The sequence below is a fragment of the Cellulomonas endometrii genome (assembly GCF_949769265.1).
Lineage (GTDB): Bacteria > Actinomycetota > Actinomycetes > Actinomycetales > Cellulomonadaceae > Cellulomonas > Cellulomonas endometrii.
Map to the genome: position 1 here is coordinate 222,347 of NZ_CATKPC010000001.1, position 15,328 is coordinate 237,674.

General features: G+C 76.8%; 11 protein-coding genes and 1 pseudogene. 8 read left to right on the forward strand and 4 right to left on the reverse strand.

Features of this window, described 5'->3' with window-relative positions:
- The first annotated feature begins 4 nt into the window (after positions 1-4).
- From tatC to QNH85_RS01025, 6 genes and pseudogenes are all read left to right on the forward strand, one after another.
- A complete protein-coding gene (gene tatC / locus QNH85_RS01000; RefSeq protein ID WP_346016280.1) occupies positions 5-799 on the forward strand; it encodes a twin-arginine translocase subunit TatC in 795 nt (264 codons plus the stop codon).
- Positions 796-1,710 (forward strand): diacylglycerol/lipid kinase family protein, encoded by a 915-nt coding sequence (locus tag QNH85_RS01005; protein ID WP_282943975.1) that lies wholly within the window; start codon positions 796-798, stop codon positions 1,708-1,710. The genes tatC and QNH85_RS01005 overlap by 4 nt, the downstream gene beginning before the upstream one ends.
- A 21-nt stretch (positions 1,711-1,731) precedes the next feature.
- Positions 1,732-4,603: pseudogene (locus tag QNH85_RS01010) on the forward strand (DEAD/DEAH box helicase).
- A 129-nt stretch (positions 4,604-4,732) separates the two neighbouring features.
- Complete coding sequence (locus QNH85_RS01015) at positions 4,733-6,349, forward strand: amidohydrolase (protein WP_282943976.1); 1,617 nt, start codon at positions 4,733-4,735, stop codon at positions 6,347-6,349.
- Positions 6,350-6,848: 499 nt separating this feature from the next.
- Positions 6,849-8,414, forward strand: a complete 1,566-nt coding sequence (gene lnt, locus QNH85_RS01020; protein WP_282943978.1) for an apolipoprotein N-acyltransferase — start codon at positions 6,849-6,851, stop codon at positions 8,412-8,414.
- Positions 8,411-9,208, forward strand: a complete 798-nt coding sequence (locus tag QNH85_RS01025) for a polyprenol monophosphomannose synthase (RefSeq protein ID WP_282943980.1) — start codon at positions 8,411-8,413, stop codon at positions 9,206-9,208. Before lnt ends, QNH85_RS01025 begins: the two co-directional genes overlap by 4 nt.
- A 57-nt stretch (positions 9,209-9,265) precedes the next feature.
- On the opposite strand, the gene QNH85_RS01030 is transcribed toward QNH85_RS01025, so the two are convergent.
- The 4 genes from QNH85_RS01030 to QNH85_RS01045 form a co-directional block, all read right to left on the reverse strand.
- The gene (locus QNH85_RS01030; RefSeq protein WP_147793582.1) at positions 9,266-9,610 is read right to left on the reverse strand and encodes an RNA polymerase-binding protein RbpA; all 345 of its coding nucleotides are present in this window, start codon (positions 9,608-9,610) and stop codon (positions 9,266-9,268) included.
- 150 nt (positions 9,611-9,760) lie between these two features.
- Positions 9,761-10,870 (reverse strand): carboxylate-amine ligase, encoded by a 1,110-nt coding sequence (locus QNH85_RS01035; RefSeq protein ID WP_282943983.1) that lies wholly within the window; start codon positions 10,868-10,870, stop codon positions 9,761-9,763.
- 55 nt (positions 10,871-10,925) lie between these two features.
- Positions 10,926-11,747: an SDR family oxidoreductase gene (locus QNH85_RS01040; RefSeq protein ID WP_282943985.1), complete on the reverse strand. Its 822-nt coding sequence runs from the start codon at positions 11,745-11,747 to the stop codon at positions 10,926-10,928.
- A 150-nt stretch (positions 11,748-11,897) separates the two neighbouring features.
- A complete protein-coding gene (locus QNH85_RS01045) occupies positions 11,898-12,188 on the reverse strand; it encodes a DUF4287 domain-containing protein (RefSeq protein WP_282943987.1) in 291 nt (96 codons plus the stop codon).
- Positions 12,189-12,308: 120 nt separating this feature from the next.
- On the opposite strand from QNH85_RS01045, the gene QNH85_RS01050 reads away from it, so the two are divergent.
- Together QNH85_RS01050 and QNH85_RS01055 are read left to right on the forward strand one after the other, a co-directional pair.
- Complete coding sequence (locus QNH85_RS01050; protein ID WP_282943988.1) at positions 12,309-14,867, forward strand: helix-turn-helix transcriptional regulator; 2,559 nt, start codon at positions 12,309-12,311, stop codon at positions 14,865-14,867.
- 84 nt (positions 14,868-14,951) lie between these two features.
- Entirely contained in the window at positions 14,952-15,323 is a 372-nt protein-coding gene (locus tag QNH85_RS01055) for an STAS domain-containing protein (protein WP_282943990.1), read from the forward strand.
- Positions 15,324-15,328: the final 5 nt, after the last annotated feature.

A 15,328-nucleotide genomic window follows, 5' to 3' on the forward strand; every position in this document is an offset into this window, starting at 1 on the left:
GCCCGTGGCACGTCGTCGTCCGTCGGTCGACCCCGACGGCAGGATGCCGCTGCGCGAGCACCTGATCGAGCTGCGCAAGCGGGTGGTCCTCGCGGTGCTCGGCATGCTCGTGGGCGCGGTGCTGGGCTGGATCGTCTACGACGAGGTGTTCCACGCGCTGCAGGACCCGCTGCTGGACGCCGCGGCGGAGCGGGGCGTCGTGGCCTCGGTGAACTTCGCCGGGCTCGCCTCGGCCATGGACATGAAGTTCAAGGTCGCGCTGTTCATCGGCGCGATCGTGTCGAGCCCGTGGTGGCTCTACCAGCTGTGGGCGTTCGTCACGCCGGGGCTGACCTCGAAGGAGCGCCGCTCCGCGCTCGGGTTCCTGGCGATCGCGGTGCCGATGTTCCTCGCGGGCGCGGCGTTCGCCTGGTACACCCTGCCGCGCGCGGTCGTGGTCCTCACGGAGTTCGTGCCCGAGGACGCGACGAACCTCATCGACGCGCAGACCTACCTCAGCTTCGTCATGCGGTTCGTGCTGGCGTTCGGCATCGCGTTCCTGGTGCCCGTCCTGATGGTCGCCCTCAACCTCGTCGGGCTGGTCGAGGGCCGGTCGTGGCTCAAGGGCTGGCGCTGGGCGATCCTGCTGTCCTGCGTGTTCTCCGCGATCATGACGCCGACGCCGGACATCCTCACCATGCTCGTCCTGGCGACCCCCACCGCGGCGCTGTACATGGCGGCCGTCGGGATCTCGCTGCTGCACGACCGCCGCACGGCGCGCCGCCTGTCCGCCTCGGCGGACGGGACGCTCGCCCGGTGAGCCACCTCGGGGTGGTCGTCAACCCCGTGGCCGGCAAGGGACGCGGGAGCGGGGTGGGCGCGGCGGCCCTGGAGGCGCTGCGCCGGCGCGGGCACCGCGTGGAGGACCTCACCGCGCAGGACCTGCTGACGGCGACGGCGCACGCGCGCCGCGCGGCGGTGGCGGGCCTGGACGCCCTCGTGGTGGTCGGCGGCGACGGCCTCGTGCACCTCGGGGCGAACGTGGTCGCCGACACCGACCTGCCGCTCGGCATCGTCGCCGGGGGCACCGGCAACGACGTGGCGCGCGCGCTCGCCCTGCCGCGCGGGGACGTGGCGCGCGCGGTCGCGGCGATCGAGCGCGGGCTGGGCGACGGCCCCCGGGCGATCGACGCGGTGAGCGTGGGATCCCCCCGGCACAGCGCCCGCGAGTGGTACCTGGGCGCGCTGTCCTGCGGGATCGACGCGGCGATCAACGCCCGAGCGAACGCCCTCACCTGGCCCCGCGGCGCGGCCCGCTACGTCCGGGCGCTGGTGCCCGAGCTGCGGGCGTTCGAGCCGTACGGCTACCGGCTGACCACCGACGAGGGCGTCTGGGAGTCGGCCGGCACGGTGGTCGTCGTCGCGAACGGGCCGTGGATCGGCGGCGGGGTCCACATCGCCCCGGACGCGCGGCTGGACGACGGGCTGCTCGACGTGGTGGTCGCGGGCCCGTTCACCAAGGCCGGGGTCGTGCGGATCTTCCCGGGCATGTACCGCGGGCGGCACGTGCGGCACCCGCAGGTGCAGGTGCTGCGCAGCCGCCGGGTGGTGGTCGAGCCCGCGCCGCACCTGGGCGGCACCCCGCCGGAGGCCCACGCGGACGGCGAGCGGATCGGCCCGCTGCCGCTGGTCGCCGAGGTGCATCCCGGCGCTGTCCGGGTGCTCGCCTGAACTCCGCCCTAGGGTGGGCCCGTGGCACGACGCGACCCCCACCGCACCCGTCCTGAGCCCGAGGAGCTGTCCCCGGCCGAGCGCTACGCCGCCGCGCGCCGCAGGGCGCAGGCGGAGCGCAGCGAGCTCGGGCGGTTCCGGCAGCTGCTGGACTTCCCGCTCGACGACTTCCAGGTGGAGGCGTGCGAGGCGGTCGAGCACGGCAGCGGCGTGCTCGTCGCCGCGCCGACCGGTGCCGGCAAGACGGTCGTCGGCGAGTTCGCCGTGCACCTCGCGCTGGCGACCGGGCGCAAGGCGTTCTACACGACGCCCATCAAGGCGCTGTCGAACCAGAAGTACAACGACCTGGTCCGCCGGTACGGCGCGGAGCGCGTCGGGCTGCTGACGGGCGACACGACGCAGAACGGCGAGGCGCCCGTGGTCGTCATGACCACCGAGGTGCTGCGCAACATGCTGTACGCCGGGTCCACCACGCTCGACGGGCTCGGGTACGTGGTGATGGACGAGGTGCACTACCTGGCCGACCGGTTCCGCGGCCCGGTGTGGGAGGAGGTGATCATCCACCTGCCCGACGACGTGCAGCTGGTGTCGCTGTCCGCCACGGTGTCGAACGCCGAGGAGTTCGGGGACTGGCTGCGGACCGTGCGCGGGGACACCGCCGTGGTGGTCAGCGAGCACCGGCCCGTCCCGCTGGGCCAGCACGTGCTCGTGCGGGACGACCTGCTCGACCTGTACGCCGGCCACGTCGACCCGACGGCGCCCGGGGTGAACCCGCCGATCAACCCGGAGCTCGCCGCGCTGCTGCGCCGTGCGGACCGCTCGGGCGACGGACCGCACCGCGGCCGGCGCGGGGACCGGGGCTTCCGCGGGCCGGGCGGCCGGCGGCGCGACGGGGCGGCCGGGCGGTCCGGCGGCCGGGGCCCGGGGGCCCCCCCGCCCGGTGCCGCGGCCCGTCATGATCGACGTGCTGGACGAGGCCGGGCTGCTGCCCGCGATCGTGTTCATCTTCTCCCGCGCCGGCTGCGACGCCGCGGTCGCGCAGTGCCTGGCGGGCGGGCTGCGGCTGACGTCGCCGGCGGAGCAGGAGGAGATCCGGCTGATCGCCGAGACGCGGTGCGCGTCCATCCCCTCGGAGGACCTCGACGTCGTCGGCTACTGGGGGTTCGTGGACGCGCTGGTCCACGGCGTCGCCCCGCACCACGCCGGGATGCTGCCGGCGTTCAAGGAGACGGTGGAGGAGGCGTTCGCCCGCGGCCTGGTGAAGGTCGTGTTCGCCACGGAGACGCTGGCGCTGGGGATCAACATGCCCGCGCGGTCGGTGGTGCTGGAGAAGCTGGTCAAGTGGGACGGCTCGCACCACGTCGACGTCACGCCGGGGGAGTACACCCAGCTGACGGGCCGGGCGGGACGCCGGGGCATCGACACCGAGGGGCACGCCGTGGTCGTCGGCCGCGGCGACCTCGACCCGATGGCCCTGGCGGGCCTCGCCTCCAAGCGGCTGTACCCGCTGCGCTCGGCGTTCCGGCCCACCTACAACATGGCGGTCAACCTGGTCTCGCAGGTCGGGCGCGTCCGGGCCCGTGAGGTGCTGGAGACGTCGTTCGCGCAGTTCCAGGCGGACCGGGGCGTGGTCGGGCTCGCCCGGCAGGCGCAGAGCCACGCGGAGGCGCTGGAGGGCTACGCCGAGGCGATGACGTGCCACCTGGGGAACTTCCGGGAGTACTGGTCGCTGCGCAAGGAGCTCGGCGACCGGGAGCGCGGCGTGCACCGGGCCGGCGCGGCGGCGCGGCGGCAGGCGGCGGCGGAGAGCCTGCAGGGCCTCGCGGTGGGCGACGTCGTGGCGGTGCCCAGCGGGCGGCGCTCCACGCACGCGGTCGTGGTCGACCCGGGCGGCGCCGGCGGGTTCGAGGGTGCGCGGCCGCTCGTGCTGACCACCGAGCGGGAGGTCCGGCGGCTGTCCGTGCAGGAGGTCGGCGACGGGGTGAAGAAGGTCGGCCACCTGCAGGTGCCGAAGGGGTTCTCGCCGCGGGCGGCGTCGTCCCGGCGGGACCTGGCGGCGACCCTGCGGGGCGAGATCAGCGCGGGGCGGATCACCGGGGTGGCGCCGGCGCGGCGCCGCGGCCGGGCGGTCCCCGAGAACGAGGACGACGCGATCGCCGCGCTGCGCCGTGAGCTGCGCGCGCACCCGTGCCACCAGTGCCCCGACCGCGAGGAGCACGCCCGGTGGGCGGAGCGGTGGCAGCGCCTCGACGGCGAGCACCGGTCGCTCGTGCGGCGCATCGAGGGCCGCACGGGGTCGATCGCCACGGTGTTCGACCGGATCTGCGACGTCCTGGTCACCCTCGGCTACCTCGGGACCGACGACGACGGGACCACGCGGGTCACCGACGACGGGCAGTGGCTCCGCCGGCTGTACGCGGAGAACGACCTGCTGCTGGCCGAGTGCCTGCGGCGCGGGGCGTGGGACGACCTGGACGTCCCCGGGCTCGCGGCCGCGGTGTCGGCGGTCGTGTACTCGGCCCGCCGCGACGACCGCGACCGGAGCCCGGCGATCCCCGGCGGGCCCGGCAGCCGGCTCGGCATCGCCCTGGACGCCACCACGCGGATCTGGTCCGAGCTCGACGACCTGGAGGGCGAGCACCGCCTGGAGTCGACGCAGCCGATCGACCTGGGGCTCGTGCAGGCCGTGCACCGCTGGGCGGCCGGCCGCGGGCTGGACGCCGTGCTGCGCGACGCGGACCTCGCGGCGGGCGACTTCGTGCGCTGGTGCAAGCAGGTGGTCGACGTGCTCGACCAGGTCGCGAAGGCAGCGCCGGACCAGCACGTGCGGGACACCGCGCGCAAGGCCGTGCAGGCCGTCCGCCGGGGCGTCGTCGCCTACGCCGGGACGTGACGGCGACGGCTGCGGTCCCGGCGGGGTGCCGTCCGGCGGCCGCGCGCCGCTGACCTGCCGGGTTGCCGTCCTCGTCGCCTGCCTGGTCACCGCGAGCCGCCGGGGGCCCGGGTGGCTAGGGTGCGGGTCGTGAGCACCCTGTACCGGTCCGGCACCGTCGTCGTCCCGGCGGACGGTGCCGGCGGCCCGGTCCCGACCGCGCTGCTCGTCGCCGACGGCACGATCGCGTGGCTCGGCGGCGAGGACGAGGCCGACGGGCTCGCCGACGCGGCGGACGAGGTGGTCCACCTCGGCGGCGCGCTGGTGACGCCGGGGTTCGTGGACGCCCACGCCCACGTGCTCGACGCGGGGCTGCGGCTCGACGGACTCGACCTGCACGGCACCGCCTCGCTCGACGACGCCCTCGCGGCGGTGCGGGCGGCGGTGCAGGGCCCGGCAGGCCGCCGTGCGGCTGCGGACGGCGCACCCCTGACCGGCTACGGGTGGGACGAGCACGCCTGGCCCGAGGGCCGGCCGCCCACGCGCGCGGAGCTCGACGCGGCGGCGGGCGGCGCGCCGGTGTACCTGGGCCGCGCGGACCTGCACTCGGGCGTGGCCTCGACGTCGTTCGCCGACGTGCTCGGCCTGGCCACCCGGCCGGGCTGGCGCGAGGACGGCCTGGTCACGGGGGAGGCGCACCAGGCGGCGCGGGACGCCGTGCTCGACGTGGGTGCGCGGCGCGAGGGCCTCGTGCGGCTGGCGCTCGACGCGGCGGCGCGGGCGGGCGTCGTGGCGGTGCACGAGCAGAGCGCCCCGCACATCGACACGCGGGCGGGGCTCCTGGCCCTGCTGGCGCTGACCGCCGACCCGGCGTCCCGGCTGCCGCTCGTCGTGGGCTACCGGGCCGAGCTGTGCGAGACCACCGACGACGCGCGGGAGGTCGCCGCGGCGCTGCCCGGGATCGCCGGGGTGGGCGGCGACCTGGGGCTGGACGGGTCGCTCGGCAGCCGGACGGCGGCGCTGCGGGCCCCGTACGCCGACGCGCCCGCGGGGGCGCCGGACCCGGCGGGCCGGCTCGCCCTCACCGCGGAGCAGGTGAGCAACCACGTCGCCGCCGTGACCCGCGCCGGTCTGCAGGCCGCGTTCCACGTCATCGGGGACCGCGCCATGGACGAGGCGCTGCTGGGGTTCAGCGCGGCCGCCGACGTCGAGGGCGTCGAGGCCGTGCGGCGGGCGCGGCACCGGCTCGAGCACGCGACGATGCTCGACGCGCCCGCGCTCGCCACCGTGGTGCTCCTGGGGCTCACGGCGTCGGTGCAGCCGGCGTTCGACGCCGCGTGGGGCGGGGACGACGGGACGTACGCGGCGCGGCTCGGCCGGGGCCGGGCGGCCTCGACGCACCCGCTCGCGGACCTGCGCGCCGCGGGCGTGCCGCTGGCCTTCGGCTCCGACGCGCCCGTCACGCCGTTCGACCCGTGGGGCGCCGTGCGCGCGGCCGTCCGGCACCGGACGCGCGACCAGCGGATCCCGGTCGCCGCCGCGCTCGACGCCCACACGCGCGGCGGATGGGCCGCGGCGCGTGCGGACGGGTCGGGGGCCGGCGTCCTGCGCGTCGGGGCGCCCGCGCACCTTGCCGTCTGGCGCGCCGACGGCACGGTCCCGCCCGTGCCCGGGGGAGCGACGCTCCCGCGGCTGGACGACGAGCCGGCGCCGGTGTGCGTGCGGACCGTCCGCGACGGCGTCGTGCTGCACGACGCCCTCGGCTGACGCCCCGGCCCCGATCGGGTGACCGTCGGCCGCGGGTGCGGCGGACGGGTGAAGCAAGCCGCCGGGCGGGGCACCGGCGTCACCCGGTCGGCCCCGCGGGAGCCGCCGTCGACACGCCGCGCGACACGCCGGGACGTCTCGGCCATCGGGACAATTCGGGCACGCGCGCGGAGGCCGCGTGACCTGCGCGGACGCCGCGGGCCCCGCCCGGCACGCCCCTTGACACCCCCGCTCGCTCCGGTAGGTTCTCGGCAGTGGTCCGGACGGAGGCCTCGCGCACAGCGGGCGTCCACGGGGCGTCGAGCCCGCGGAGATCCGGTCCACGTCGGGCTCCGACCAGGCCCGCGTGTTCACTAGAGAACGGGCTCCGCCTCGCGGCGGTGTCGTGCGGTACGAAGGACACGCGGGCCGGTCGGTCGGCCTCTCACCCCAGCAGGACCGGTCCCGGCAGGTCGCCCCCGGTGCGGGAGACCTCAGGTCCGTGCCGTACCCTGGCGCGGTGCCGGCACGTGACCCCTCCCGCTGGTGGAGCGCGGTCCTGGCCCTCCTCGGCGGGCTGCTGACCTGGACCGCCTTCCCCGACCTCGGGTGGTCGTACGCCGCCGCACCCGGGATGGCCCTGCTCCTGCTGGCGATGCGCCGGGACAGCGCGCGGTGGAACGCCCTCATGGGGTTCGTCTGGGGGCTCGCGTTCTTCGTGCCGCTGCTCACGTGGGCGGACGACGCGGTCGGCGCCGTGCCGTGGCTCGCGCTCTCCGTGGCGGAGGCCGGCTTCGTGGCCCTGTTCGGCGCCGCGTGGTCCTGGGCCCGCCGCGGCGAGGCGGTGTGGCGCCGTGCGTCCCTGCAGCTCGTGGTCTTCACGGTGCTGTGGGTCGCGGTCGAGGAGCTGCGCTCCGTCTGGCCGTTCGGCGGGTTTCCGTGGGGTCGTCTCGCGTTCTCCCAGGACGACTCGCCGCTGCTCGCCCTGGCCCGGCTCGGCGGCGCCCCGCTCGTGTCCGGCGCCGTCGCCGCCGCCGGTGCGGCCCTCGCGCTCGCCTGGCTCGCGGCCCGCCGGTTCGCCCTGCTCGCGACCCTCGGCCGGCTCGCGGTCGTGGTCGGCGTGGTCGTCGCCGGGCTGCTGGTCCCGATGGACACGCGCGCCGAGAACGGCCACCTGATGGTCGGCGCGGTGCAGGGCAACGTCTCCGAGCCCGGGCTGCACGCCTTCGACCAGCGCCGGGAGGTGCTGGACAACCACCTCGCGGGGACGCTGGCGCTGCTCGACCAGGTGGAGGCCGGTGACCTCGACGTCGTGCTGTGGCCCGAGAACGGCACGGACATCGACCCGCAGGTCGACGCGTCCGCCGCGGCCGACATCGACGACGCCGCGCAGGCCGTCGGTGCGCCGATCCTGCTGGGGACCATCGAGTACCCGGAGTCCGGCGGCCGGTACAACACGTCGCTGCTCTGGGAGCCCGGGGTCGGCCCGGTCGCGCGGTACTCCAAGCAGCGCCCGGCGCCGTTCGCGGAGTACATCCCCCTGCGGCACCTCGTGCGGCCGTTCTCGTCCGCCGTGGACCTCGTCCAGCACGACATGATCGCCGGCACCGAGCCGGGCGTCGTCCCGCTGGAGTCCGCGCGCCTGGGCCGGACCGTGCAGATCGGCGACGTCATCTGCTTCGAGGTCGCCTACGACCCCATCGTGCGGGAGAGCGTGCGCGAGGGCGCCGAGGTGCTCGTGGTGCAGACGAACAACGCCTCGTTCGGCTACTCGCCGGAGTCGACCCAGCAGCTCGCGATGGCCCGGCTGCGCGCCGTCGAGCTCGGCCGCGCGACCGTGCAGGTGTCGACCGTCGGCGTCAGCGCCGTCATCGCGCCGAACGGCACGGTCGCCCAGGACACGGAGCTGTTCACCGCCGACCAGTTCGTGGCCCGGCTGCCGCTGCGCGACTCGCTGACCCCGGCCGCGCGGCTCGGTGCCTGGCCGAGCGGCGTGGTGGGGGCGCTGGCCGTCGTCATGACGCTCGCCGGCATGGCGGGTGCGTGGCGGGTGCGCCGCGCCGACCGTCCCGAGGCGGCCGCGTGACAGGCCCCGCGGGCCGCGTGCTCGTCGTGGTGCCGACGTACGACGAGCGGGACAGCCTGCCCCGCGCGCTCGAGACGCTGCGGCTGCACGCGCCCGACGCCGACGTCCTGGTGGTGGACGACGCCTCCCCGGACGGCACCGGGGAGATCGCCGAGCGGATCGCCGCCGAGGACGCCGGCGTGCGGGGGCGCCAGGCCATCCACGTCCTGCACCGCGAGGGGAAGCAGGGGCTCGGCACCGCGTACGTCGCGGGCTTCCGCTGGGCGCTGGCGCGGGGGTACGACGCCGTCGTCGAGATGGACGCGGACGGGTCCCACCGGGCGGAGGACCTCCCGGGCCTGCTGGCGCGCGTGGCCGACGCGGAGCTCGTGATCGGCTCGCGGTGGGTCCGGGGCGGCCGGGTCGTGAACTGGCCGCTGCACCGCCAGCTGCTGTCCCGCGGCGCGAACGTGTACGCGTGGCTCGCGATGGGGCTGCCCGTGCGGGACGCGACCGCCGGGTTCCGCGTGTACCGGGCCGGCACCCTGCGCGCGCTGGCGCTCGACGAGGTCGCGTCGCACGGCTACTGCTTCCAGATCGACATGGCGTGGCGGGTGGTGCGCGCCGGCGGGCGGGTGGTCGAGGTGCCGATCACGTTCGTCGAGCGCGCCGAGGGCCGGTCGAAGATGAGCCGCGCCATCGTCGCCGAGGCGCTGGTGCGGGTGACCGTGTGGGGCGCGCAGGAGCGGGCGCGGCAGCTGCGCGGCGCGGTGCGTCGCCGGCGGGGCGCCCGGGCGGGTCGCACCGCCTCCTGACACGACGACGGGCCCCGCACCACGAGGGTGCGAGGCCCGGACGACGGACGCGGTGGGTCAGGCGCTGCGGCGCAGCTTGCCCGCCCGGAGCAGGTCGAGACGCTCGTCGAGCAGCTCCTCGAGCTCCTTGATCGTGCGGCGCTCCAGCAGCATGTCCCAGTGGGTGCGCGGGGGCTTGGTGGCCTTCGGCTCCGGCTTGGACGCGTCGCGCAGCAGCGCCTCCTCGCCGCACCGGCACTCCCACACCACCGGGACGTCGGCCTCGACCGAGAACGGCAGGATGATCGTGTGCCCGTTGGGGCAGTCGTAGTAGGCCTGGAGACGCGGGGCGAAGTCGACGCCCTCGTCCGTCTCCATGCTGTGGGACCCGATGCGCATGCCGCGCAGGGACCGGTTCGACATCAGGGACCTCCGTGCCTTGACGTACAGACTTTTCGTTTGCTCAGGGTGGTCAACGTCCGGGGACCGTCCGGTGTTCCAGTCTGGCGTGAAGGTCCGGTGAACGCGCGGCGAGCCCGGCACGGCCGCGCCCGGCATGCGGTTTCCCGCAGGTCAGGAGCCCGACCCCGCCAGGGTGCTGCGCACGGCCCGTCGCACGAGCTCCGCCTCGTCCGCGCCCTCGTGCCGCCAGGCCCGCTGCTGCTGCGCGCCGTTGCCCCGCCGCAGCAGCGTGGCGAGGTGCTCCTGGACCCACGCGAGGTCGCCGGTCCGCTCGAGCGCCGGGGTGACGTGCCGGAGCAGCTCGCCCACCGCCTCCGCCGCCGGGACCGGGCGCCCCGACTCCGGGCTCAGCAGGTCGCCCGTGAGCCCCGACCGCGCGGCCCGCCAGCCGGCGACCCGCACGAGCTCCGCGCGGGGCTGCGGCGCGGGCGGCGTCGCCGGGTCCAGCGCGGTCTCCGCGAGGCCGCGCACCAGCGCGCCGAGCAGCACGGCGTCCTCGGGGTCGAGGCACACGTCGGCGACCCGGACCTCGACGGTCGGGTAGCGGGCGGACAGGCGGGCGTCGAAGTAGACCATCCCGGTGTCGAGGATCGTGCCGCTCGCGACGAGCGCGTCCACGGTGGCGTGGTAGGTCGCGGCGTCGCCGAACGGCGCGGTCGGGCCGGCGGTGGGCCAGCGGCCCCAGACCTGCGACCGGAAGCTCGCGTAGCCCGAGTCCTCCCCGCGCCAGTACGGGCTGTTGGCGCTCAGGGCCAGCAGCACGGCGTTCCACGGGCGCAGGTGGTCGACCACCCGCACGCCCTCGGCGTCGTCGGCCACCTCGACATGCACGTGGCAGCCCGAGGTGAGCTGGTCCCGGGCCGTCTGCGCGAACGCCTCGGCGATGTCCTGGGCGCGGCGGTTGACCACCACCGTCGGGTCCGCGTCGCGCGGCGAGGTCGCCAGGGCCGCGATCCGGGCACCCGCGTGCTGCGCCGAGGTGTCGGCGCGCCATCGGCCCGCCCGGACCTCCTCCAGGAGCGCGGGCAGGTCCTCGCACGGGTGCGTGGACGTCTCGATCTGCTCCTGGGCGAACTCCTTCTCCAGGCTGCCGCCCGGCTGGTCCGGGTCGTCGTCGCCGTCCTGCGACGAGGCGTGCTGCAGGGCCGCAGCGGCCACCGCGCGGGGCGAGCCGTCCTGGGACACCAGCAGGAACTCTTCTTCCACTCCGATGGTCCGCACGCACCGCAGTCTGGCGGGGGACGCGGCGTCTGTCCTGCTGAGAGCGCCGCGCGCGTCAGGGTCGGCGCCAGTCGTCCTGCTGCAGGTGCGAACCCGCCATGGGGCCCATCGTGAGCATCCCGCCGTCGACGGGCCACGACGCGCCGGTCGTGTAGCCGCCGTCCGGGGAGCACAGCAGCTCGACGACTGCCGCGATCTCCCGCGCGTCACCGGGGCGGCCCAGCGGGATCCCCGGGCGCTCGTGACCCGCCAGCACGGTCTCGTCCTCCTGGCCCGTCATCGGCGTGGCGATCTCGCCCGGCGCGACGGCGTTCACCGTGACGCCGTGCTCGGCGAGCTCCAGGGCGGCCACCTTCACGAGCAGCCCCAGGCCGCCCTTCGCCGCGCAGTACGGGCCGGCGCCCACCCGGGGCGCGTGCTCGTGCACGCTGGTGATCGCGACGATGCTCCCGCCCCGCCCCGCGTCGACCAGGTGGCGGGCGGCCGCCTGCAGGCACAGGAACGCCCCGTCGAGGTCCACCGACAGGACGTGCCGCCACTCGGCGAAGTCCATGTCGAGCAGCAGGGTGGACGAGCCGGTCCCGGCGGCCAGCACCGCGGCGTCGAGCCCGCCCATCGCCGCGACGAGCTCGTCGACGACCGGCGGCGCGGTCTCCGGGTCCGTCAGGTCCAGGCGGGCGAGATGCGCCTCGGCGCCCCGGTCCCGCACCTCGGCGGCGGTCCGGCGGGCACCGTCCTCGTCCTCGTGCCAGGTGATCGCGACGTGGCCGCCGGGGCGCGCGAGGCGCACCGCGCAGGCCTTGCCGATGCCGGAGTCCGCGCCCGTGACCAGGACGCGGTGGGGGTCGGGGCGGGCGGTCGGGTCCTGCGCGGTCATGGGTCCTCCTCGCGGGCCCGTGGCCCGGTGGCGGGCGGGCGGCCGCTGCGCTGCAGCCTCGGCCACACCGTGCACCGCCCGGCCGGACCGCGCCAGTCGGTCGGGGCCGCGCGTCCCGGTGGTCCGCGTCCCGGTGGTCCGCGCCCCGGGTCAGCTCGGCCGCGTCGCCTTCCCGTCGAGCCACAGGGTGTCGGACTCGTCGCGGTGGGAGCCGTCCGAGCCGACGTGCGTGGTGCTGATCTGCGGACCGTTCCTGATGACGTGCACGAGCGCCATGGCGTGCCCGCGGCCGAGGCCGTAGTCCTCGGCGAGCCAGGCCACGATCGTCCCCGCCTTGACCGAGGGGTCGTCGAGGCCCTTCTCCTTCGCGCGGTCGACGAGCTGGCGCGGGGTGAGTCCCGTCTTGGTCTCGATCGCGTCGAGATAGGCCTGGAAGGACATGGTCGATCCTCTCGTGGGGGTGGTGGGAATCCTCCCGGACCGGTGCGCGGGAGTCGAGGTCCTGGTCGCGGCGCCCCGACCGGTCGCGCGCCCGGACGCCCGCCTGCCTAGGCTGCCGACATGGCGCGTGCCCACGAGGACGTCGAGCCGAGCGCGGCCGAGGCGGCCGTGACCGTCGCCGCGGTCCGGCGCTGGCTCGACCTGGGCCGCGACGTGGTGGTCCGCGGGGACGAGGGGTCCGGCCGGTCCCGGGTGCTGCGGACCGTGCTGTCCGACGCGTCGCGTCGCGGCATCACCTCGGTGCTGCTCCGCGCGGCCGGCGACGCCCCGTTGTCCGCGCTGCGGGGGCACGCGTCCGTCCTCGCCGAGCGCGTGCCCCCGACGCCGTCCGGTCTGGCCGGCTGGCTCGCGGGGGAGCTGCGGGGGCGACGGGCGGTGCTGCTCGTCGACGACCTCGACCTGCTCGACGCCGCCAGCACCGAGGTCGTGCTCCAGGCGCTGCGCCTCACCTCGGCGTCGTGCGTCGCCACCACGTCGACGGACCTCACGTCCGCGGGGACGGACGTGCTGGCCGCGCTCGTCTCGGAGCGGGCCCCGGCCGAGGTGCGGCTGCGGCCGCTGGGGTTCCGCGCGACGGCCCGGCTGCTGGCGGAGGTGCTGCGGGCACCGGCGGACGTGGCGCTGACGTCCTCGATCACCGCGCGCTCCGGGGGCAACGCGCGCGTCGCGATCGCGCTGGCCGACGCCGCGCGGTTCGCGGGCGCGGCGCAGGAGAGCGCGGGCCGGTGGCACAAGACGGGCTCGCTCGACGACGTGCCGCTCGACGCGGTGGCGCACGCCCTGCTGGCCCGGCTCGGCCCCGAGCAGGTCGAGGCGCTGGAGCTGCTGGCCTGGACCGGCCCGCTCCCCGAGCCGGCCGCGCTCTCCGCCCTCGGCGCCGAGCTTCTCGAGGGGCTCGTCGCGCGCGGCCGCGTCCGGCGCCAGCACCTGGCCGGGGGCGCCACCGTCACCGTCGCGCCGCCCGCGCTCGCCGCCGCGCTCCGTGCCCGCCTCGCACCGGAACGCCGCCATGACCTGTCGGAGCGCGTCGCCGCGCGCGTCGGTCCGGACGCGCCGCACTTCCCCGACGGGCGCGTCCGGGTCGCGGACATGCTGCTCGACGGCGACCGGACCGAGTACCGGCAGTGGGCGGCGGACCTCGCCGGCGTGCTCAACGAGCGCACGAGCGCGCAGGAGGCCGCCCGGCGCGCCGCGTGGCAGACGGCCCCGACCGTCGCGCACGCGAACGCGTACCTCGACACGCTGCTGCTCCGACGCGCGGACGCCCAGGTGGCCACGGTGTTCCAGGGGACGGAGCCCGCCGGCAGCGACGCGCTCGACGACGTCGTCACCTTCCGGCTCCGCGAGCTGCGCTGGGCCGCGGGGCGCGGCGAGTCCGACGCGGACCTGCTGCGCCGGGCGCGGGCGCACCCCGACCAGCTCGGCGTGGTGCAGGCCCTGGTCGCGATGCGACGGGCCGAACCCGACGACGCCGCGGCGCTGCGCGTCGACCTGCCGCCGTCCACGGTGGCGCGGGCGTGGGGGAGCGTGGTCCGCGCGGCCGGGCTCCTCGACGCGGGCCGGCCGGACCTCGCGCTGGGCGTCTGCGAGGCCGAGGAGCCCGGGGAGCCGCTGCGGGAGGTGGACCACCACCTCGACGGCCTGCACGCCGAGGCGCTGCTCCTGCTCGGCCGGCTCGAGGACGCCGCGCTGGAGTCGCGGCGCCGGCTCGAGCAGGCGCTCGACGACCTGGACCTGCTCGGCATCCGCGCGCACGCCTGCCTGCTCGCGGAGGCCCTGCTGCTCCAGGGCGAGAGCGACGCGGCCTGGCGGGTGCTGGGCACGTCCCTGCGCATCGGCCCCGGGGGGCCGATGGACAGCACGTTCTTCCGGCGTGGGCTCACCGTCGGCGCGGTCCTCCTCGCGCAGCGCGGGGCGACCGACGTGGCGGGGGTCCTCCTCGAGGAGCTCGAGGCCACGCCGCCCGTCGACCGGCCCGTGCTCCCCGCGCTGGAGCCCCTCGGACGGGCGGCGCTGGCCGAGGCCCGCGACCCGGGCAGCGGCGGGGACTTCCTCTGGGACGCCGGGAGCCGGTACGCCGAGGACCGTCAGCCCCTGGCCGCGCTCGTGTGCTGGCTCGCGCACCCCGGTCCGTACGACGCCGAGCGGCTCCAGGTCGTGCGCGACACGTTCGCCGCGTGCCGGGTCCCGCTGCTGGAGCCGTACCTGCGGCTGCACGAGGCGCGGGCCGCGGGTGACCAGGACGCGGTCGTCGCCGCGCTGGCCTCCGCCACGGTGGACATCGCGGGGCTCGTGCGCACCGCTGTCGCGTCGCTCGACCCCGAGCACGCGGCGCTCGACGTGGTCTGGGCGCTGGACCCCCGCCTGCGTCCTGTGCGCGAGGAGCCCCGGCAGGAGGCGCTGTCCCCGCGCGAGCGCGACGTCGCGGCGCTGGCCGGTGCCGGCCTGACCAACCGCCAGATCGCGGACCGGCTCCAGCTGAGCGTCCGCACGGTGGAGAACCACATGTCCGCGGTGCTGGGCAAGCTCGGGGTCTCCGGCCGCGGCGACCTCACGCGCTGGTTCCCGCCGGTCCCCGGCCCGCTCCCCGCCACGCAGTCCCACCCGCAGCGCCACTAGGTACTCCCAGGCCCGCGGTCGGCGGGCCACCCCTGCCCGCTGCGGGCGCCCGGTACGTGGTCGCCGCGCTGGTGCCGTAGAGGCATGGACCACGACACCCGCACCCCGGCCGGCATCACCGCGCCGTCCGCGCCGGACGACCTCTGGGTCGACCCCGTCGAGCCCTGGACGCTGCGCATGCGCGGCGAGCTGGACCTCGGCACCGTGCGCCGGTTCTGCCGGGTGCTGCACCCGTCCGCGAGCGCCGAGCACGCGGCACGGGTGCTGACCCGGGCGGGCGTGCGGGTGGTGGACGCCGGCGCCGTCACGTTCGCCGACTCCGCCGCCGTGGAGCTGATCTGCGCCCTGCTCCAGCAGAGCGGGGCGCGCCCCCTGCAGGTCCGTGACGCGAGCGCCGCCGTGCGGCGCGTCCTCGACCTCACGGGCGTCGCCGCCCTCGTGGACCTGCACCCCTGACCGCA